This is a genomic window from Leptospira terpstrae serovar Hualin str. LT 11-33 = ATCC 700639 (assembly GCF_000332495.1).
GTDB lineage: Bacteria > Spirochaetota > Leptospiria > Leptospirales > Leptospiraceae > Leptospira_A > Leptospira_A terpstrae.
Window position 1 is genome coordinate 238170 of record NZ_AOGW02000006.1, and the last position, 18805, is coordinate 256974.

At 39.9% G+C, this 18805-nt stretch carries 19 protein-coding genes; 10 read left to right on the forward strand and 9 right to left on the reverse strand.

Annotated elements, in window-relative coordinates:
* The first annotated feature begins 31 nt into the window (after positions 1–31).
* The 4 genes from LEP1GSC203_RS03030 (at position 32) to LEP1GSC203_RS03045 (ending at position 6899) form a co-directional block, all read left to right on the forward strand.
* Positions 32–2260: an ABC transporter transmembrane domain-containing protein gene (locus LEP1GSC203_RS03030; protein ID WP_002972790.1), complete on the forward strand. Its 2229-nt coding sequence runs from the start codon at positions 32–34 to the stop codon at positions 2258–2260.
* Between the two features lie 21 nt (positions 2261–2281).
* On the forward strand, positions 2282–3619 hold the full coding sequence (locus LEP1GSC203_RS03035) for an HlyD family secretion protein (RefSeq protein ID WP_002972690.1): 1338 nt from the start codon (positions 2282–2284) through the stop codon (positions 3617–3619).
* A complete protein-coding gene (locus tag LEP1GSC203_RS03040) occupies positions 3616–5112 on the forward strand; it encodes a TolC family protein (RefSeq protein ID WP_002972368.1) in 1497 nt (498 codons plus the stop codon). The genes LEP1GSC203_RS03035 and LEP1GSC203_RS03040 overlap by 4 nt, the downstream gene beginning before the upstream one ends.
* Positions 5113–5189: 77 nt before the next feature.
* Entirely contained in the window at positions 5190–6899 is a 1710-nt protein-coding gene (locus tag LEP1GSC203_RS03045; protein ID WP_039937042.1) for a cation:proton antiporter, read from the forward strand.
* Between the two features lie 145 nt (positions 6900–7044).
* Here LEP1GSC203_RS03045 and LEP1GSC203_RS03050 read toward each other — a convergent pair whose 3' ends face one another.
* Positions 7045–8094 (reverse strand): NAD(P)-dependent alcohol dehydrogenase, encoded by a 1050-nt coding sequence (locus LEP1GSC203_RS03050; protein WP_002972567.1) that lies wholly within the window; start codon positions 8092–8094, stop codon positions 7045–7047.
* Between the two features lie 161 nt (positions 8095–8255).
* On the opposite strand from LEP1GSC203_RS03050, the gene LEP1GSC203_RS03055 reads away from it, so the two are divergent.
* The gene (locus LEP1GSC203_RS03055) at positions 8256–9143 is read left to right on the forward strand and encodes an AraC family transcriptional regulator (protein ID WP_002972731.1); all 888 of its coding nucleotides are present in this window, start codon (positions 8256–8258) and stop codon (positions 9141–9143) included.
* Here LEP1GSC203_RS03055 and kdsB read toward each other — a convergent pair.
* From kdsB to LEP1GSC203_RS03085, 7 genes are read right to left on the reverse strand one after another with little or no spacing between them, the layout of a single operon-like run.
* Positions 9140–9880, reverse strand: a complete 741-nt coding sequence (kdsB, locus tag LEP1GSC203_RS03060; protein ID WP_002972394.1) for a 3-deoxy-manno-octulosonate cytidylyltransferase — start codon at positions 9878–9880, stop codon at positions 9140–9142. The genes LEP1GSC203_RS03055 and kdsB overlap by 4 nt on opposite strands.
* Before the next feature lie 4 nt (positions 9881–9884).
* Positions 9885–10412, reverse strand: a complete 528-nt coding sequence (locus LEP1GSC203_RS03065; RefSeq protein ID WP_002972703.1) for a flagellar basal body-associated FliL family protein — start codon at positions 10410–10412, stop codon at positions 9885–9887.
* Between the two features lies 1 nt (position 10413).
* The gene (gene motB / locus LEP1GSC203_RS03070; RefSeq protein ID WP_002972845.1) at positions 10414–11247 is read right to left on the reverse strand and encodes a flagellar motor protein MotB; all 834 of its coding nucleotides are present in this window, start codon (positions 11245–11247) and stop codon (positions 10414–10416) included.
* Between the two features lie 10 nt (positions 11248–11257).
* Positions 11258–12040: a motility protein A gene (locus tag LEP1GSC203_RS03075; RefSeq protein WP_002972375.1), complete on the reverse strand. Its 783-nt coding sequence runs from the start codon at positions 12038–12040 to the stop codon at positions 11258–11260.
* A gap of 13 nt (positions 12041–12053) precedes the next feature.
* Positions 12054–12260, reverse strand: a complete 207-nt coding sequence (locus LEP1GSC203_RS19530; RefSeq protein WP_084764897.1) for a flagellar FlbD family protein — start codon at positions 12258–12260, stop codon at positions 12054–12056.
* Between the two features lie 21 nt (positions 12261–12281).
* Positions 12282–13361: a glycosyltransferase gene (locus LEP1GSC203_RS03080; RefSeq protein WP_039937046.1), complete on the reverse strand. Its 1080-nt coding sequence runs from the start codon at positions 13359–13361 to the stop codon at positions 12282–12284.
* Positions 13361–14155, reverse strand: coding sequence for an MlaD family protein (locus LEP1GSC203_RS03085; protein ID WP_002972420.1), 795 nt, complete (start codon positions 14153–14155; stop codon positions 13361–13363). Before LEP1GSC203_RS03085 ends, LEP1GSC203_RS03080 begins: the two co-directional genes overlap by 1 nt.
* Before the next feature lie 52 nt (positions 14156–14207).
* Here LEP1GSC203_RS03085 and LEP1GSC203_RS03090 point away from each other — a divergent pair, with 52 nt between their 5' ends.
* The 4 genes from LEP1GSC203_RS03090 to LEP1GSC203_RS03105 are packed head-to-tail and all read left to right on the forward strand — an operon-like array spanning position 14208 to position 16543.
* Positions 14208–15206 carry a zinc-binding dehydrogenase gene (locus tag LEP1GSC203_RS03090; protein ID WP_002972722.1) on the forward strand — a complete coding sequence of 333 codons (999 nt, stop codon included), beginning with the start codon at positions 14208–14210 and terminating at the stop codon, positions 15204–15206.
* A complete protein-coding gene (locus tag LEP1GSC203_RS03095) occupies positions 15196–15726 on the forward strand; it encodes an LEA type 2 family protein (protein WP_039937048.1) in 531 nt (176 codons plus the stop codon). The genes LEP1GSC203_RS03090 and LEP1GSC203_RS03095 overlap by 11 nt, the downstream gene beginning before the upstream one ends.
* Positions 15723–16031: an LIC13255 family lipoprotein gene (locus tag LEP1GSC203_RS03100; protein WP_002972912.1), complete on the forward strand. Its 309-nt coding sequence runs from the start codon at positions 15723–15725 to the stop codon at positions 16029–16031. Before LEP1GSC203_RS03095 ends, LEP1GSC203_RS03100 begins: the two co-directional genes overlap by 4 nt.
* Positions 16032–16033: 2 nt before the next feature.
* Positions 16034–16543: a hypothetical protein gene (locus LEP1GSC203_RS03105; protein WP_002972756.1), complete on the forward strand. Its 510-nt coding sequence runs from the start codon at positions 16034–16036 to the stop codon at positions 16541–16543.
* A gap of 4 nt (positions 16544–16547) precedes the next feature.
* Here the strand turns inward: LEP1GSC203_RS03105 and LEP1GSC203_RS03110 are convergent, their stop codons facing one another.
* Entirely contained in the window at positions 16548–17483 is a 936-nt protein-coding gene (locus tag LEP1GSC203_RS03110) for an acyl-CoA desaturase (protein ID WP_002972367.1), read from the reverse strand.
* Between the two features lie 104 nt (positions 17484–17587).
* Here LEP1GSC203_RS03110 and LEP1GSC203_RS03115 point away from each other — a divergent pair, with 104 nt between their 5' ends.
* Positions 17588–18802, forward strand: a complete 1215-nt coding sequence (locus tag LEP1GSC203_RS03115; protein WP_002972483.1) for an aspartate kinase — start codon at positions 17588–17590, stop codon at positions 18800–18802.
* Positions 18803–18805 lie beyond the last annotated feature (3 nt).

Here is an 18805-nt window from a genome sequence, read left to right on the forward strand (position 1 = left end):
AGTGGAGTCTAATCCCCGAATCACAATTCGCATGTTAAAATTTATACATTTGTTGGTATTTCATTTTAAGAACCAACTCTTCAAACCAAAAGAAGAAAATCAAAGCCTTAGGCTTTCTTCACATGAAGATTTGGCAAAGTCAATTTTGGATTTTTTCTCTGAATCCTTATACATTCATTCGGTTCCTAGTCAAATCATCGAAGGTTTTCGTTCCCTTCGCAGTAAATACAAACAACTGACTAAGACCAATTTCTATGATTTTCTTTTTTCCGCTTCCCACCAATACCAAATCCGCCTAAACATTGTTCAAAAAACATTACAAGACATAAAATCCTATACCACAGAAAACTCGCCCTTTGTATTTCAAATCGTAAATGAAAATACTAACCTACCTGAGTTTTATGCAATATTAAATTACCAAACTTCCTCTTATCAAATTAAATTACTAAATCAATTAGAGGCCGAAGCAGAATGGTATTCTGAAAAGGAATTGTTGAAACTCATAGGAATCAAATCAAATAAAGAATTTGTGGACTGGATCGTTGCAGAGCCAACATTTCCTTTTTCAACAAACAAAGAACTAAATAAGTCTGATTCGTCTGTTAAAAATGCGCTAAAACAAATCTCACATTTGATTCAAATGGAATCTAAAGATGTTTTGATTGTCTTTATCTATGGAGTGGGAATTGGAATTCTCTCCCTAGTTGTTCCAGTTGCCACTTCCTCACTTGTCAATATCGTAGCCTTTGGTGTGATGATTCAACCTGTCATCATATTGACATTGTTAGTCGTATTTTTTCTAGGATTTGCAGGTGCGATGCAAACCATCCAAATCTATGTGGTGGAAATTTTACAAAGACGTGTTTTTGTGAGAATTGCCACTGAGTTTGCCGTAAAGTTCCCAAAAATTCGCCAGGTTGTTTTGGACAAACACCACAACCCAGAACTTGTAAATCGTTTCTTTGATACGATGACCATTCAAAAGTCCATTCATTCCTTGTTAGTCGATGGACTTTCGGTTGTGTTAACTACTGTAATTGGTTTTATTCTGATTTCTTTTTACCATCCTATCTTTATTGTATTTTCATTTCTCATTTTACTGATTGGTGGCTATTGGGTCATCTACCGATTGGGAAAACCCGCTGCAGAAAACTATATCAAGATCTCAAAAGAAAAATACAAAGTAGCTGCTTGGTTAGAAGAAATCTCCAGGCATTCTGCCCTATTCCACTCTACCTTTGGCTCCAATTTTGCTTTAGATCGTGCCGATTCTTTGATTCGAGATTACCTATACGCTAGAAAAAAATATTTTTTTAATTATATTCGCCAAATCATTGGTCTTGTGGGAATTCAAGCTCTGGCAAGTGCCATAGTACTTGGATTAGGTGGATATTTAGTCATTCATAGACAACTAACCATAGGACAACTTGTGGCAGCTGAACTTGTGATCGCAAAAGTTTTAAGTGATATTTCAAAATTTGGAAAACAGTTAGATAGTTTTTACAGTTTGATTGCAGCGGTTGACAAAATTAATTCCGTTTTTCACTTACCAACAATCCCAGTAAAAACGGTAGAATTTGAAATTCCAAATGGCCCGATTCAAATCCAGTTGTCTGGAATTCATTATTCTTTATCTAATGGCCATAAAATATTCAATCAATTCCAATGGAAAGTGCCGGCAGGAAAAACAATCGGAGTATCTTCTAACACTCCTTATGACGCCCATATTCTATTAGATCTGTTATGTGGCCTACGAACACCGACTTCAGGTGTTGTGGAATACAACCACCAAAACATCCACGAAGTTTCCAAAGAACAAATCCATTCTGTTACTTATTTAATCAGAGGAAATGAAATCTTCGAAGGAACTATCCTGGAAAATATTCGGGTGGGGCGAGAAGAAATACCGCTCATTGAAATCAGAGAACTCCTCGAAGAATTAGGAATTTGGGATACGATTCAATCTTTACCAAATGGGATTCACACACCACTTTTAACTTTCGGACATCCCTTTGATACAATCCAAACAACAATCCTTTCCATAGCACGTGCCATCGTTGGTAAACCAAAACTGTTGTTAATCGACGGAAACTTAGACCAATTGCCACCTCAACTTCTTTCGGCTTCTCTCAAAGTTCTGTTACAAAAGAATAGAGTCTGGACACTGATTATTGTTTCCAAATCACCGAATGTTCTTTCTCAAATGGACCAAATATTACGTTTAGAAAACGATTCTCATTCCCTAAAGGTAAATTCATAAAGTCGGAAAATAAAAACTGATATGTCACAGAAATGGAAACTTTATAAAAATCTACCTTCCTATCGATTGGTGCAAACGGCTTTGCCAGCGCAAAGCCTTGCTTATATCCTAACTATTATTTTTTTCATAAGCGTAATCATCCTACTCTATGTTCCTTGGCAACAAACTACTATGGGATTTGGAAGAGTGGTTGCTTATGCACCTCTCGACCGTCAACAAGTGATTGAATCACCGATCAGCGGTCGTGTTGTCAAATGGCATGTACATGAAGGGACTCGAGTAAAAAAAGGAGATCCTATCATTGATATTTCGGACAACGATCCTAACTTTATCAATCGGATTCGTGAAGAAAAAAATGCCCTCTTACAACGATTAGAAGCAGCCAGATCCAGAGAAGATAACATCCGTTCTCGAATTATCAGTTTACGGTCTTCGATGGGAAGTGCCGTCAATGCTGCTGATTCCAGAAGGATGATGGCAAAAGACCGAGTACGCGCCAGCGAACAAGCAGTTGATGCTGCAAAAGCCGCTTTAAAAACAGCGAACCTCAACTTAGACCGCCAAAAACAATTATGGGAAAAAGGACTTACCTCCAAACGAACTTTAGAACTTGCAGAATTAGAACATACAAATGCCGAAACTGGACTCGATCGCGCGAAAGCCTCTTTTGATGCTGCAGTCAAAGAAGAGAGGGCTTTGTATAGTGATTCTGGAAAAGTCGCGCAAGATGCAGAAGCATCGATCAACGATGCAAAAGCTTCCTTAGCATCAGCACAATCGGAAGTAGCCCGTGTTTTGGAAGATTTACCAAAATTGGAAGCACGTTTGTCTAGACAAGAAAACCAAGAAGTATTTGCACCAAGAGACGGAACCATCATGAGAATTTTGGTTAATCCCGACACACAACAAGTAAAAGAAGGAGATGGAGTTGCCATCCTTGTACCCGATTCTGAAGACAAAGCGATTGAACTTTTTATTTCGGGTAACGACATTCCGTTAGTTGGAGAAGGCAGAAAGGTTCGTTTACAATTCCAAGGATATCCAGTTTTGCAAATCAGTGGATGGCCAGAGACTGCTGTAGGAACTTTCGGAGGGATTGTCAAACTAGTCGATATCACTGACAATGGATCTGGAAATTTTCGAGTCCTTGTGGTTCCTGATAGAGAAGATAGGCAGTGGCCTTCTAGTCGTTACCTCAGACAAGGTGTGCGTGCCAAAGGTTGGATTTTTCTCAATCGTGTGAGTGTGGGATATGAACTTTGGAGAAGGTTCAATGACTTCCCACCAAACCTTCCCATGGATGATCCAGAAATTAAATCATTGTTAGATGAAAATAGAAATGGTGAGAATCAAAAATGATTTCTAAGTTAAAACAATCCTTACTTGCTTTCCTTTGTCCTTTTGGAATGTTTTTTTCCTTCGCTATTGAAGCGGATCCTACTCGAGATCCCTTTGAATCTTTACATGGACCCAATATCTATTCGCAAGATTATATCAACCAACAACCAGGAGTTCTCACATTAGAAGAACTACTTCGGTCTGTTGAAAAATCTTATCCTCTAGTCCTTGCCGCCGAAAAACTTTTATCAGAAGCCGAATACAATTACTTAGCAGCTGAAGGGGCTTTTGATTTACAATTTAAGTCCATGGGTACAACCAAACCAATGGGTTATTATACGAACAATGCTGCTGATGCAGTTTTTGAAAAACCAACTCCACTAGGAGGAACATCTTTTTTTGCTGGTTATCGGATAGGAAGGGGAAATTTTCCAGTGTATGATGGCAGAAGAGAAACCAATGACTATGGTGAAGTGCGTGCCGGAGCCATCTTTCCTCTTATGCGTAATCGTGAGATTGATAAAAACAGAGCCGATATCAAAAAAGCGGACCTTGACCGTAGACTCGCCGAACTCTCCATTCAAAAACTAAAAATCGAAGTCATTAAAGAAGCTACCAAACGGTATTGGAAATGGGTTGCCAGTGGCCAAGAATACTTAGTCAACAAAGACTTGTTAGCAATGGCAAAGGATCGTCAGGAACAAATTATACAGCGTATTAAGTTAGGTGACATTCCTAAAATGGAAGGAACAGAAAATGACCGCGCTATCTTACAAAGAGAGTCGCAATTTGTATCTGCCGAAAGGGAAATGCAAAAAGCAGCCATTGACTTATCTTTATTTTTACGTGCAACAGATGGAAATTTAATCCTACCTTCAACAGATAGACTCCCCATAGGATTTCCTAAACCTATTGAGTATAAAAAACTGGAACTGGAAAAGAGCATTAAACTTGCTTGGAAGTATAGACCAGAATTACAAGACTTCGAATTCAAACGAGACAAAGTTCGTGTTGACCAAGATATGGGATACAATGCATTAAAGCCGCAAGTAGATTTGGTAGTCGCAGGGTCTCAAGACTTTGGACCAGGTTCTGTGACAAGAGCCAAACCAGAACTTGAAGCATCACTTGTTCTCAATCTTCCGATCCAAACCAAACGCCCGAGAGGAATGATTGGTGCTGCAGAAGCTAAGATTGCCCAACTGGATCAGGAATTACAATTCTCAAAAGATAAAATCAAAACTGAAGTACAAGATTCCATTTCCGAGGTGATTGCTTCGGCAAAACGCGTAATGGTTACTCAAAATGAAGTAGAACTCGCAAGAAAGTTAGAAGAGATGGAACGAGAACGATTTACTCTTGGTGATTCAACACTTCTATTTGTGAATATTAGAGAACAGACAAGTGCAGAAGCAGCAGTACGTGAAATTAAGGCTTTGTACGATCATCATGTAGCCATTGCCAATTTCCAAGCAGCAACTGCTTCGATTTTGCAAATTTCACCCTTTCCTTAGTCTGTTTTATGATTTAGAAAAAAAAACGACTTTCACTACTCAATGAATCCCTAAACTTTTCCCTAAAGAAGGTTTCTATGCACGGGGAAGAATCACTACTACAAGACATAGGTCTCAGTATTATTTTCGCAACAGTCTTAAGTCACATCGCCAGAGTCCTCAAACAGCCGTTAATTTTAGGTTATATTATCGGTGGAGCAATGCTCGGGAAAGAAATGGGATTTGAACTTGTCACAAACGAAGCAAGTATAGAACTCATTTCCGAAATTGGACTTATTCTTTTGTTATTCATCATTGGACTCGAAATCAATTTAGCAGAACTTGCGAAAATGGGCAAGGCCATGTTTACCTTAGGTATCCTCCAATTTACACTTTCTGTTGCCTTTGTTTATTCCGTTTTTCCTTTTTTTGGTCTTTCTATTGGTTCTGAAAAATTTGACCTTCTTTACATTGCCGTTGCCCTTTCTTTAAGTTCCACTCTCATTGTTGTGAAACTTTTACAAGACAAAGTGGAGATCAATACACTCTCTGGTAAGTTAACCGTTGGGGTTTTGGTATTCCAAGACATCTGGGCTATTTTGTTTATGGGGGTCCAACCCAACCTCAACAATCCAGAAATATTAAAAATTCTAACCTCTGTCGGAATCATTGTCCTATTAATTGCCTTTAGTTTTAGCGTCAGCAGGTATGTTCTCGCAAGGTTATACAAAGCCTGCGCTAGTAGCCCCGAATTAATACTACTAACATCGATTATGTGGTGTTTTCTTGTCTGCGGAATTGCTGGAGAAGCAGGACTTTCCAAAGAAATGGGTGCCCTCGTTGCTGGTATGAGTATCGCTGCCTTCCCTTATGGTGCAGATGTAATTTCCAAACTCATTGGGATTCGAGATTTTTTTGTTACTTTATTTTTCGTAGCTTTAGGACTAAAAGTTCCTCTTCCTAGTTTAGAAGTGATTGGATTATCTGCAGCAATCATTGCTCTCATGTTATTTGTAAGAATGATTACCATCGCCCCAGTCATCATCAAACTAAACAAAGGGGTTCGCAATGGATTCCTCACTGCCCTTAACTTGGCACAAATTTCAGAATTCTCTCTCGTTATCTTAGCGTTAGGTGCTGGATTTGAACACATCACTCCAAAACTACAGGCAGTGATTCTTACATCGACCATTATCGCCTCGGTTCTTTCCACATACATCATTATGTTCAACCATGACATTGCTGCCACCTTAGAAAGACTGCTCGCTCGTGTGGGAATCTCCGACCAAACCGAAGAGTCATCCAAAGAGGATAAGGCAGGTCACAGTGGGCACGGAGGACATGGAGACGGTATGGTGCGAGATATCATTGTCCTTGGATACTTTCGGATTGCACGAGCCTTTGTGGAATACTTAGAAGACTTATCGCCATCTCTCATCAAACGTATCATCATTGCTGACTATAATCCAGCATTCAAAGAAGAACTTACAAACAAAGGATTCCAGTGGGCTTATGCCGATCTTGCTCATCCCGATTCCTTATCTCATATTGGACTTCATGATGCTTCGATGGTCATTTGTACCATCTCTGATTCTTTTTTGAAAGGAACCAATAACAACCGTTTGCTTTCCACACTGAGTAAACTGGCGCCCAATGCAAAAATTATTTTAACCAGTGATGAACCGGGAGAGGCAAAAAAATTAGTAAGTGATGGAGCACAAAAGGTTATCGTACCGGGTGTCATCACCGGTGAATTTTTATATGATTATATTTCTCGGGGAATGAGGAATAACGAAAGAGTGGTGTAGTCATTTTTTCGTTACTAAGTGAAGTAGAATCAAATTGTCTTAAGTTATAAGAAAATAAATATCGAAAATAAGCCGGCACATTCATGCCGGCTATTCAACTAATTGGAAGTTAAATTACTCCCTTTTCAGAAATGAATCTAAGGATTTAGATTTTTCCCATATCAATCACAAACCGATAACGAATGTCACTGTTTAACACTCTCGCATAAGCCTCGTTTACCTGTTTTGGTTGGATAAGTTCAATCTCTGGGGTAATGTTATGTTTGCCACAAAAGTCTAACATTTCTTGCGTTTCTTTGATCGAACCGATCACGGATCCAGCAAAATTCCTTCTCATCATAATCAGTGGAAAAGGGTGAATCGAAAGTGGTTTTTCGGGTGCACCCACAGACACGAGAGTTCCGTCCATTTTGAGTAATCCAAAATATTCTGCCATATTCAAATCAGCAGAAGATATCGTATTGATGATTAAATCAAAACGAAGTGCATTTCCTTGGAATACCCCCGATTCTTTGGTAAAAAGAAAATAGTCAGCACCCAATTTTTTTGCATCTTGTTCTTTACTCACAGATCCACTAAGAACTGTCACTTCTGCTCCCATTGCTTTTGCAAGTTTGACTGCCATATGTCCTAGACCACCAAGGCCCATCACAGCTACCTTTTTACCTGGCCCTGTTTTCCAATGATTTAATGGAGAGTATGTGGTGATTCCTGCACACAATAGCGGTGCTGCTTTGTCTAGTGGAAGATTGTCTGGAATTCGTAAAACAAAATCTTCATTCACAACAATTACATCAGAATATCCACCTTGTGTGATAGTAGATCCATCTTTTTCCAAAGAACCGTAAGTCAGAGTATTTCCTGAAATACAATATTGTTCCATATCCTCTTTACAATGTGCGCATTCCCGACAGGAATCCACCATACAACCAACTCCCACTCGGTCGCCTATCTTGTATTTGGTGACTTTTGAAACTACGGTTTTCACAATACCGGCAATTTCATGTCCAGGCACCATAGGGAATGCAGCTCCAAAACCCCATTCATCACGCGTCATGTGTTTATCTGAATGACAAATCCCACTATATTTGATATCGAGAACAACATCATATTCTTTTGGATCTCTTCTTTCAAAACTATAGGGAACAAGAGCTTCTTTTGATTTTAATGCAGCGATTCCTTTTGCTTTTATCATTTGTTTATCTTACCTTTTTGAATTAGCAGTAGTCTCATGGTTGCATAATACTCTAATTATAAGTTTAAACCAATACACAGAAGTCTATTTTCTTGCCTAATTCTACAAAATGCAAAATAATCTCTTGTTATTTAGAACTTTCGGAGTTTCATAGGAAAGATATGGGCCAGGTAGAAGAAAATAACAAAAACATAGTCAAACATTTAGAATCTCTTTTGCCCAAACCTGGCAACTTGGAAACCGGGATTCCCGGCCTCACTTTGTTTCGGATCAACGAGTCGTTTGTTCGAGTGCCAATGACTTATCACCCACGCATCATCCTGATGGCCCAAGGATCCAAACGAGTTTTTTTAGGGGAAGATACCTTTTCTTATGATCCCTCACAATACCTAGTACTTTCCGTTCCCATTCCCCTGGAATGTGATGCTGTTGCCGATGAGAATAAACCCATTTTGGGATTTGCAATCGACGTAGACCCTCAAGAAGTGGCCGAAATACTACTGTTAAGTGATGATACAAAGTATTCTGGGGAAACCATACCACGAGGAATTTATGGAGCCAGTGTATCAAAAGAAATTTCAAATGCTTCTTTGCGTCTCATTCAATCCTTGTTTTCCAAAACAGATCTTCGTGTTTTAGGAAAGTCCATCGTTCGAGAAATCATTTATCGTGTGTTAATTGGAGAAAATGGAGAGACTTTACAAGCATTGGCTCATCGGAATCGAAAATTTTTCCAAATTGCACAAATACTAAATCGGATTCATAAAGAATATGCAGAAGAGTTTGACATCAATGAATTAGCATTCAGTGCAGGTATGAGCACATCCAACTTTCACAATTGTTTTAAAACAGTGACAAATACTTCTCCATTACAATACATAAAAGCCGTAAGATTACAAAAAGCTCGGAGTTTAATGTTAACAGAAGGAACGAACGCCATCACAGCAGCACAAAAAGTTGGATATGAAAGTCCTTCTCAATTTAGTAGAGAATACAAACGGTACTTTGGCGTTTCACCAGCCAAAGACCAGGTGCAGTTAGCTATCTAAATCAAACCCTTTCGTTTGAATTCAGCGATTACCACTTCTAAATCGGCAGGAGAATCCACACCAAGATTGGCTTTATCAGAAAGATACACTCCAATCGTAGATCCATTCTGTAAGGCACGGAGTTGTTCTAAAGACTCTACCGTCTCCCAATCGGAAGCCGGTAGTTGGTTATAATTCATTAAAAAATCCCGTTCGTAAGCATAGATTCCTAGATGTCTAAAATACTTAGCGTCCCCTTTAAAAGAGGCAGGGATGGGAGAACGAGAAAAATAATTGGCACGTCCGTTTCTATCAAAGACCACCTTCACTTTGTTAGGATCTTTTGAATCTTCGGCTTCGGTAAAAGGAACAGCTGCTGTAGCCATTTCCCAATTTCTATGTTTTATTTTTAATCCCACCACTCCATCGATGAGTGTGGCTTCCATACCCGGTTCGTCTCCTTGGATATTGACTATGATTCCATAGTTTGGATATTTTTCTGCGACTTCAATAATGCGGTCTGTCCCGGTAGGATGGTCGGGACTGGTAAGTACAGATTCCCCGCCAAAGGATAAAACAACCTCATGGATTCGTTTGTCATCGGTTGCGACCACCAAACGGTGAAAAGATTTTGAAAGGGAAGCATGATGGTAAGTCCACTGGATCATTGGTTTTGTACCAATGAGGGCCAGTGGTTTTCCGGGAAGCCTTGTGCTCGCGTAGCGAGCAGGGATCACACCTAGGATTTGGTCGGACATAGTCCTAGTTTACCAAGAACTCGGTAAAGTAAACCTCTTTGATTTTTCCATTTGTCAAAATGTGATTTAAGTGGGCTTTGATCTCCTCACGTAAATCCAATTGGTTGGTAATGGATTTTAAATCATCTTTTGTTTTACGAGCAATGACTAAGTTGATAATGTTTTGCATTTGAGCCACACGTGCGGCAAGTTCCGCAGAAAGTGCTGGTTGGCCTGATTCAAATCCAAGTGACATTTTTAACTTAACAAAGTGTGATTCACCAACATCCGAAGTATTTACTCTAAATTCTTCTTGAAATGTGTAAACTTCCAAAGGAGGGGGAGCTTTCACAAGAGAGATATTCTTTTGTTGTTTGAACACACTCGTTGCCGTCTTTTGAGCAACAAACATCGATATAACGGTTACAATGATAATCCCGAAAATTGCTGCAGCGATGTACAATAACCATTTTACAATGGGGGACATCCCTGCAGAGGCGGAACTACCTTCGGCTAACCCACCTTCTTCTTCATCTACTTCACGGTCACCCATGTTAAAATTCTCCTTCTACATTTGTTTCAGTGTTCGGTAAACGAGTGTCAGGTAAGCCGTATTTGCTTTCCCCTGGCGCACGTTTTGTAGACTTCTCGGTTAGGATGATGATATCCACTCTTCGGTTGAAAGCTTTAGCTTCCGGTGTACCTTCATTTTCTAATACAAGAGGTCTATAGGATCCAAAACTTACAGCTTGGAACCAACTTGGTTCAATTTCTTCGGAATTGATCATAAATACAGTAGCATTGACAGCTCGAGCTCCCGCCAAATCCCAGTTATTGATATATTCTCTTTCTTCTCTTCCGGGTCGGTTCACAGGATTGACAGCATCATCATCACTATGTCCTTCCACTCGAACAAATCGTTCGAGTCCTTTGATAAGACCCGCCGCCTTACGTAACGTTTCTCGAATGGTTGGTGTTAAGATCGCGGAACCTGGATAAAAATAATCAGCACCAACAAGAGAGATCACAAGTCCTCTTTCATTTTCAGAAATACGAACTTTTCCAGCTTCTACTTCCGGTTTAAACACTTCATGAGCATCTTTTTTTGCTTTGGAAAGGTTACGTCCCACAACTTGAGAAGGTAGGGATTCAATTTGCATACCCATCTCTTCTAATGAACCTTTGGAAAGAGTTTGTCCCCCAGTGAAAAATCCTGTTGTGGATTTGAATGCAGATAGAATGATCTGCATCTCCTTTGCATCAGTTTTTCCTGTTGTATACAAAAGGATAAAGAAACAAAGAAGAAGTGTCACCATGTCCCCGTAAGTTGCCATGAACTCGGGAACTTTTTGGATACACTCAGGACATTTTTCTTTTTTAGACGCCATGGTTTAGGTATTAATCTCCGTCGTCTTTGAGTGCAGTTCTTTCTGCTGGAGTTAAGAAACTCGCCAACTTCTCTTTTACAATTCGTGGGTTGTCCCCAGATTGAATGGATAATGTTCCTTCTACCATCACTTGTTTGATTACCAGTTCATCTTCCGATCTTCTTGTAAGTTTTCTTACAACCGGCGCTGCAAATAAGTTTTGTGCTAACGATCCGTAAAGTGTTGTAATAAGGGCTGTCGCCATACCTTGTCCAATGGCACTCGCATCCCCACCACCTAAGTTCTTTAACATCCCCACAAGACCCACCAGGGTCCCAAGCATCCCAAACCCTGGCGCAAAACCAGCGTAAGCATCCCACCAAGCACGACCATAAGCATGCCTTGTAGCAGTGTTCCCAATTTCGGTTTCCATAATATTTCGAACCAGTTCTGGGTCTGTTCCATCCACAACCAGTTGGATTCCCTTCTTTAAAAATTCTTCAGGAAGTTCATTGATATCATCTTCTAATGCAAGAAGACCTTCCCTACGTGCCTTTTCAGAAAAACTAACAAGCGTTGTAATAAGACCAGGAAGGTCTGAGGGAGGATTTTGAAAGGCTTTTTTTGTAACGGCTCCCACCCCAATGGTGGAAGTCCAAGGGAAGGAAATGATCGTAGCGGCGGCGGCACCACCAAATGTAATCATTACCGAGGGAATATCGATAAGGTCTGTTAATGCAAGACCCCCCGAAACCACCCCAAGTAACATCAAGGCCACTCCAAGGGCCAAACCAATGACTGTAGCTATATCCATTTCTTATGTTTCCTCAGGCCTTCTCTATGACTCGGGGGAGACCATGGATCCTAGTTTTATAGGATACCACTTTTTCCACAACTTCCGCGACAGGCTCTTGAACGATAAATTTCTTCTCATTCACAAGAGTGATGATCGTATCTGGATTTGCTTCGATAGTCTCAATTAAATCTGCATTGAGAACAAATTCCGCACCTTTGAGTCGATGTAATATGACCAGGAGATCCCCCTTCAGAGATTTCTACTTATGTCTATCGACTACCTTTCGAATTTCGCTTACGAATTTTTCTTCAGTAAATCGATTGATGGAATTTTGGAAATCTCCGCGTTTGAAATGGATCTTTTCTGCCCTTTGGATGGCATCATTTAAGGATTTTACGGTCTGTTCTTTAAAAAATACCCCAGTTCTGTCCTCTTTCACCGACTCCAAGGCACCGCCTTTCCCATAGGCAATGACAGGTGTGGCGTAAGCCTGGGACTCCACCGGAGTGATTCCAAAGTCTTCCATTCCGGGAAAAATAAATCCACGGGCTTTTTTGTAGAGTTCCACCACTTCGGTGCGAGGGAGGCCCTTTTTCCAAAGGATGTTTTTTGGTAAATTTTTGACCAATTTTCCTTCATCCTGACCACCACCGACAAGGATGAGTGGTTTTCCATTTTCGCGGAAAGCTTCGATGGCTAGGTCAATTTTTTTATAAGGAGCAAACGCCGAAACCATCAAATAATAATCATCTTTAGATACATCATTCACTCGGAAGTCTTGGGGTAAACAAGGAGGATACACAATTTTGTAATCACGCCGATAGTATTTTTGAATTCTTCTTCCCACAAAATGCGAGTTACATGTAAAATAATCCACACGGTTTGCCGATGCAGCATCCCATGTGCGAAGGTAGTTGGCGATGGATTGTAATAGAAAAAACTTAAAACCTTTTCTTGCGGGAAAATAATCATAATACATATCCCAAACATAACGCATGGGGCTATGGATATAACTTAAATGAAAAGTATCGGGATGGGGAATGACACCTTTGGCCACACAGTGTGAAGAACTAATCACTACATCATACCCTTTTAAATCCAATGACTCAATGGCAGTAGGGAATACAGGTAAGTAGTACCTATAGTATTTTTCTTTAAAGGGAAGATTATTAGTAAAGGCCGTTGTGATCTTTCGATTTTCAATCCTTTCGTTTAGTTTTCCTTTGGAATAAAAAAGAGTAAATAAATCCGCTTCGGGAAATGCTTTTAATAAACTATCGAGTACTATTTCCCCACCGCGCATACCGGTGAGCCAATCATGTATAATTGCAACTTTCATTATTCTTGTGGTCCAATCCTTCTTCCCGTAATTGGCGTTGTACGTCCGTAATACGATGCAGTAATTAAAAATGGAATCGGCATGGTGTTCTCTAAATTTCGGGAACTTTCCATATAACGCCTTCCTTCTTTTCCTATCGCTTCTGCGTCCTTAATTGTCGCAAGAAGTTCATCATACATTTCAGTTTCGCCAATCAATTTGGGAATTGTGCCTTCTGTATGATTTAATTTATCGGAGATAGAACGAAAATCCAATGTGATTTGCCTGAGGTCCGATCGATTTTCTTCCATAGTGACTGAGGTTGCCTTAAAAAAATCATCAAAATACCGAGCCGAAGGCAGATAATCAGGTGTTTTTTCCCCTTCACGAAAAGTCGGTTTAAAAAAGGGACGTTTCCCATCGGAACTTCCTGGATTGATATTAATGATCCTTCCGGAAAACAAAGTGATGGTTTGAAAATCCACTTCATAATTGTCCCAAAGTGTGAGTGGATCTTCCAAGGCAATATGGAGCTCAATCGCATGATCCATGTTATGGTCTAAAAATCGACGATCCGGTACATCGATGAGTGGCCTGGAATCTATATGGGCAACATACCCTTTTTGAATTCCTAAAATTCGTACCTCAGTTCCTTCTTTGATTCCATCAATTCTAGAGTAAAAAAGGGATAACCGATAAGGATATTTTTTGGCAGGACGATCTGGTTCAATGACGGTAGTGAAAAAAGCAAAGACCAAAATAGAAAAAAAAACGATTCCTGTTAGGGCTTCCTTAGATAACTTTTTTGATTTCACGGCAGACTTAAAATTTTTCCGTTGAAAGAAAGAGTTGGCAAGCAGATTTTAAATGACTGAATGGGATGAGATGAAAGCAGTCACCATCCTAAAATACGACGAATCCGAACCCCAATTAGAACTTAGGGAAAAAGAAATTCCTACACCGAAAGAGAATGAAGTTCGGATCAAAATCCATCTTTCACCAATTAACCCCTCTGACTTAATGTTCATTCGCGGGCTCTATGGTTTCAAAAAAAAAGCACCTGTGTCTGCAGGATTTGAAGCTAGCGGAGTTGTCGATGCCGTGGGAAGTGCCATCAAAACTTTAAAAGTGGGAATGAATGTCTCCTGTGTAGCTCCGCAAAATGATGGGTCTTGGGCAGAATATATGATCACTACCGAAGACAACTGTTTACCGTTAGTTGACGGAGTGACTCTTGACGAAGGATCTAGTTTTTTTGTAAACCCAATGACTGCTTGGGCCATGGTTTCTCGTTGTACAAAAGAAGGACATCCTGCTATGATCCAAACTGCTGCTGCCAGCGCTCTTGGTAAAATGGTAGTGCGACTTTGTAAAGAACGTGGAATTCCACTTATCAATATTGTAAGAAAAAAAGAACAAGAAGACAGCCTTCTTGCCATTGGAGCAGAAAATATACTCAACTCCTCTTCACCCAATTACCAAAAAGAATTATATAAAATTTCTAAAAAACTAAACGCGACTTATGCAATTGATGCAGTGGCCGGAGAAACTGCACAATCCCTTGTGGAATGTATGCCTTATGGCTCAAAAGTTGTTTGTTACGGTGCTTTGTCCGAAAAACCATTTGCGGTCAATGCGGGAATTATGTTATTCCAAAACAAAAAGATCGAAGGGTTTTGGTTATCTTCTTGGATCTATGAAATTGGATTGGAAGAATTTCAAAAACAAGCAAAAGAAGCACAGAAATTTTTAAAAACTGTTTTCCAAACCAAAATCAACAAACGATTTAAATTTGAAGAATACAAAGAAGGTTTGGAGTTTTATAAACAACATATGACCGAAGGGAAGGTAGTATTTGGTCCGTAGAATTTTATTTATATTCGCATTCGTATCTTCCTTTTCGTTCACTCATTGTTTCGGTGATACAAAGAAGAATTTAGAAAGCCTAAAGGCGTGTAAGTTTGATTTGGTGGATGTTCGTGTGGACTTAAAACCAAATCCAAACTTTCCGTTAATTCCTTTAGTGGATTTGTATCCGCAAGTTTCTGTTGAGAATCCTAACGATACCAAGGTGAGTATTTACAAATTTGATTTGGAAATCCAACTCATCACTGCGAATGGAAAAGAATACATTGGAAAACTTCAAAACGAAACTCCTCTCGAAGTGGAACCAATTTCGAAGTCAACGGTAGTTCTGAAACTCATTCCCGAACAAAAACAATCCATCCTCCCTAAACTTTTACTTTTAGCAAGACAACTATCTGAAGCGGCAAGACGCGGAGAAGATGCTGAGTTTGAAATTTATGGAACTGTCGAAGTGGATAGTGTGTTTGGAAAACTTCCCATTCCCGTTCGGGAAATCTCTCGGATCAAACTTAAAAAATGAAATGGTTTGTTTCGAGGGTATGGACCCTCTTTGTTTTCGCAGGGTTTTCTTTCCTTTGCATCCAAAATCGTGATGATTTGTTTTATTCCGGTAAAGAAGGAAACCAAAAAATCTTTGAAGCTTATGCGTTAAAAAATTCAGCCTGTGGAACAAACAAATTACCTGGAACTCTTGTATTAGGTAGAGCCAAAATTGATGAACTTCAACTTTGTTTTCGAGCCATTGAACTAATCGATTGTGCGACCTGGAACACGGAAGGATATCTTCCTGACTCCTGTAAGGCAATTAATACGAGTTTTCGATAGTTATGTGGCGTTATTTATTTGATTTATCCACAACGGAAATTTTTTTATTCGCATCACTTATGTTTGCTGGTATTTTCCTTCTCCTATTTGGAAAACTTAGAAAAAAAGAATCACCTAACAATCTAAAATCTAAACAAGGATCTGGTTCGGAAGATCCATCCAACTCTTCTGCAGGAAAATCCAAAAAGGATTCTAAGTCGGCAAAAGACACCAATCTTAAGGTCATGGAAATTTTTGATTATAATGGAACCAAAATCCTCCACCAAGACGGGGCTTACACCGTTAACGACCAAGGGGTAGTTACCAACTATATGAATTGGAATCTCCTTCCTGCCAAATACCAAAAGATGGTAAAGGAATTGGATAACAGATCTTTAGGAGAGAAAGGTGAGGATTATTTTTTAGAAATGATCAATGGATTTTACTATGTGTCTTTGCCGGGAGGAAAGAAAAAAAGATACGATTCTATCCAAAGTATCCCGGCTGACATTCGCAAACGATTGGGAGTTTAAACTCTTAAGTAGAAAGTACTCCTACCTTATTCTTTAACTTTGCCGTTTGTTTTTCCTGGCGCAGAATTTGTTTTAACTTTTTTTGTTCGCCGTCACGAACTAAACCCTCTTCCAAAACTTTCTTTGGTGGTTTTTTTAAGTCCCAAACAATTCCAAACCAACTGAGTGCCTTTAAAATATAATAAGAGAAATCCACCTCATACCAATAGAAACCTTGGTTCGCAGAAGAACAGTAGTAGTGGTGGTTGTTATGCCAACCTTCGCCCATAGTGAGTAGGGCAAGCCATAGGTTATTTTTACTAGTGTCTCTGGAATCGTAACGAACTGATCCATACACATGAGAAAGTGAATTGATGGTCCAGGTGGCATGTCCGAGGATAAATGTGGACACAGCATATCCATAGACAAGCCAAGCCCAACCGCCAACGGCATAAAGCAATACCGCATAACTCAATGGCGCAATCCAATGGTGGCGATCTAGAAATCGAAGTTCTGGATACTTATAAAAATCAGGAATGAGTTTCGCTTCGTAATCGTTATAATCATCTCGGAGAAACCAAAACATATGGGAATACCAAAACCCTTTTCGACTAGGGGAATGGATGTCTTTTTCTGTATCAGAAAACTTGTGGTGGTTTCTGTGGTGAGCTGCCCACCAAAGAGGGCCTTTCTGCATGGCCATCGCCCCAATCCAAGCCAATACAAATTGAAAAACACGAGAGGTTTTGAAGGAAGCATGGGAAAAGTAACGATGGTAGGCGGCAGTAATTCCAAACATTCTTAAAAAATAAGAACCAACAGCGACCCAAACGAGAGACCAAGAAAACGGAACAGTAAAAACAGTCAGTACAGTGGCCTGAACCAAAAAGAACAAAATAAGGAAAAGTAAAGGTGCCTGTTCTTTGACAACAGGTGTAACAGTAGAGGAAGAAGAATTCATTCAAATAAACCTATACTTATTGGAGTCCCCTACTTGCGTTTGGTTGCAAAAAAATTCATTCTACTTGATTCCCGATTTGCTTGTAGCACCCTGTCCATAAACCCATGTCATCGAAAATCGTTGTCCAAAAATACGGTGGAACCTCCGTTGGTGACACCACTAAAATCCAAAATGTGGCCAAACGGATCAAACGTTACCACGACGAAGGCCAAAAAGTTGCCGTTGTAGTTTCTGCAATGGGACATACTACAGACGAACTTGTCGATTTGGCAGATCAGATTTCTAAAAATCCTCCAAAACGAGAAATGGACATGTTGCTCTCCACGGGCGAACAAGTGTCGATTGCTCTGCTTGCCATTGCATTGAATGAACTTGGAGTTCCTGCACAGTCCTTTACCGGCTCCCAATTAAAAATCTTAACCGATGGAAACTTTTCCAACGGAAAGATCGAAATGATTGATCGTTCTCGGATCGACGAAGCGTTTAACAAAGGCAAGGTGGTCATTGTAGCCGGTTTCCAAGGAATTGATAAAGATGAAAATATTGTCACCCTTGGTCGCGGAGGAAGTGATACATCGGCTGTGGCTCTTGCCGCCGCGCTTGGTGCGGATGAATGTGAAATTTATACAGATGTGGATGGTGTTTACACTGCTGATCCACGCAAAATTCCAACGGCAAAGATGCACAAACAAATTACATACGAAGAGATGTTAGAACTGGCAAGCCTAGGGGCTGGAGTCCTTCACTCTCGGAGTGTAGAATTAGGTATGAACTATAACGTGGTCATCCACGTACGATCCAGTTTCCACGACAAACCGGGAACATTAGTGATGAGTGAGGACAAAATTATGGAAAAAATGAAAGTAAGTGGAGTCACAGCAAAAGGTGACCAAGCCCGAGTAACCATTGCTGATGTAAAAGACAAACCGGGGATAGCTGCGGAGTTATTTACTCAATTAGCAAATAAAGATGTGATCGTAGATGTGATTGTACAATCTTCGCCGAGAGATGGAATTAATACCATTTCCTTTACCATTGCCAAAAAAGATCTTTCGGCTGCAAAACCAATCATAGAAACTTACGCAAAAGACCATGGAAATGGAAAGGCTGAATTTGATGAAAATATCTCTATCGTTTCTGCAGTGGGTGTTGGTATGAAATCACATGTCGGTGTGGCAGCAAAAATGTTCCAATCACTTGCGGAAAAAAATATCAACATTGAAATGATTTCCACATCCGAGATTAAAATTTCCTGCGTCATCAAACAAAACCAAGCGGAAGATGCAGTAAAGGCTTTACATACCACGTTCATCGGGTAAGTT

What these genes read in the sequence shown, in the direction of transcription:
- LEP1GSC203_RS03030 (WP_002972790.1), top strand. Translation starts at nt 32, where the DNA reads ATGTTAAAATTTATACATTTGTTGGTATTTCATTTTAAGAACCAACTC.
- LEP1GSC203_RS03035 (WP_002972690.1), top strand. Translation starts at nt 2,282, where the DNA reads ATGTCACAGAAATGGAAACTTTATAAAAATCTACCTTCCTATCGATTG.
- LEP1GSC203_RS03040 (WP_002972368.1), top strand. Translation starts at nt 3,616, where the DNA reads ATGATTTCTAAGTTAAAACAATCCTTACTTGCTTTCCTTTGTCCTTTT.
- LEP1GSC203_RS03045 (WP_039937042.1), top strand. Translation starts at nt 5,190, where the DNA reads ATGCACGGGGAAGAATCACTACTACAAGACATAGGTCTCAGTATTATT.
- LEP1GSC203_RS03050 (WP_002972567.1), bottom strand. Translation starts at nt 8,094, where the DNA reads ATGATAAAAGCAAAAGGAATCGCTGCATTAAAATCAAAAGAAGCTCTT.
- LEP1GSC203_RS03055 (WP_002972731.1), top strand. Translation starts at nt 8,256, where the DNA reads ATGGGCCAGGTAGAAGAAAATAACAAAAACATAGTCAAACATTTAGAA.
- kdsB (WP_002972394.1), bottom strand. Translation starts at nt 9,880, where the DNA reads ATGTCCGACCAAATCCTAGGTGTGATCCCTGCTCGCTACGCGAGCACA.
- LEP1GSC203_RS03065 (WP_002972703.1), bottom strand. Translation starts at nt 10,412, where the DNA reads ATGGGTGACCGTGAAGTAGATGAAGAAGAAGGTGGGTTAGCCGAAGGT.
- motB (WP_002972845.1), bottom strand. Translation starts at nt 11,247, where the DNA reads ATGGCGTCTAAAAAAGAAAAATGTCCTGAGTGTATCCAAAAAGTTCCC.
- LEP1GSC203_RS03075 (WP_002972375.1), bottom strand. Translation starts at nt 12,040, where the DNA reads ATGGATATAGCTACAGTCATTGGTTTGGCCCTTGGAGTGGCCTTGATG.
- LEP1GSC203_RS03080 (WP_039937046.1), bottom strand. Translation starts at nt 13,361, where the DNA reads ATGAAAGTTGCAATTATACATGATTGGCTCACCGGTATGCGCGGTGGG.
- LEP1GSC203_RS03090 (WP_002972722.1), top strand. Translation starts at nt 14,208, where the DNA reads ATGACTGAATGGGATGAGATGAAAGCAGTCACCATCCTAAAATACGAC.
- LEP1GSC203_RS03100 (WP_002972912.1), top strand. Translation starts at nt 15,723, where the DNA reads ATGAAATGGTTTGTTTCGAGGGTATGGACCCTCTTTGTTTTCGCAGGG.
- LEP1GSC203_RS03105 (WP_002972756.1), top strand. Translation starts at nt 16,034, where the DNA reads ATGTGGCGTTATTTATTTGATTTATCCACAACGGAAATTTTTTTATTC.
- LEP1GSC203_RS03110 (WP_002972367.1), bottom strand. Translation starts at nt 17,483, where the DNA reads ATGAATTCTTCTTCCTCTACTGTTACACCTGTTGTCAAAGAACAGGCA.
- LEP1GSC203_RS03115 (WP_002972483.1), top strand. Translation starts at nt 17,588, where the DNA reads ATGTCATCGAAAATCGTTGTCCAAAAATACGGTGGAACCTCCGTTGGT.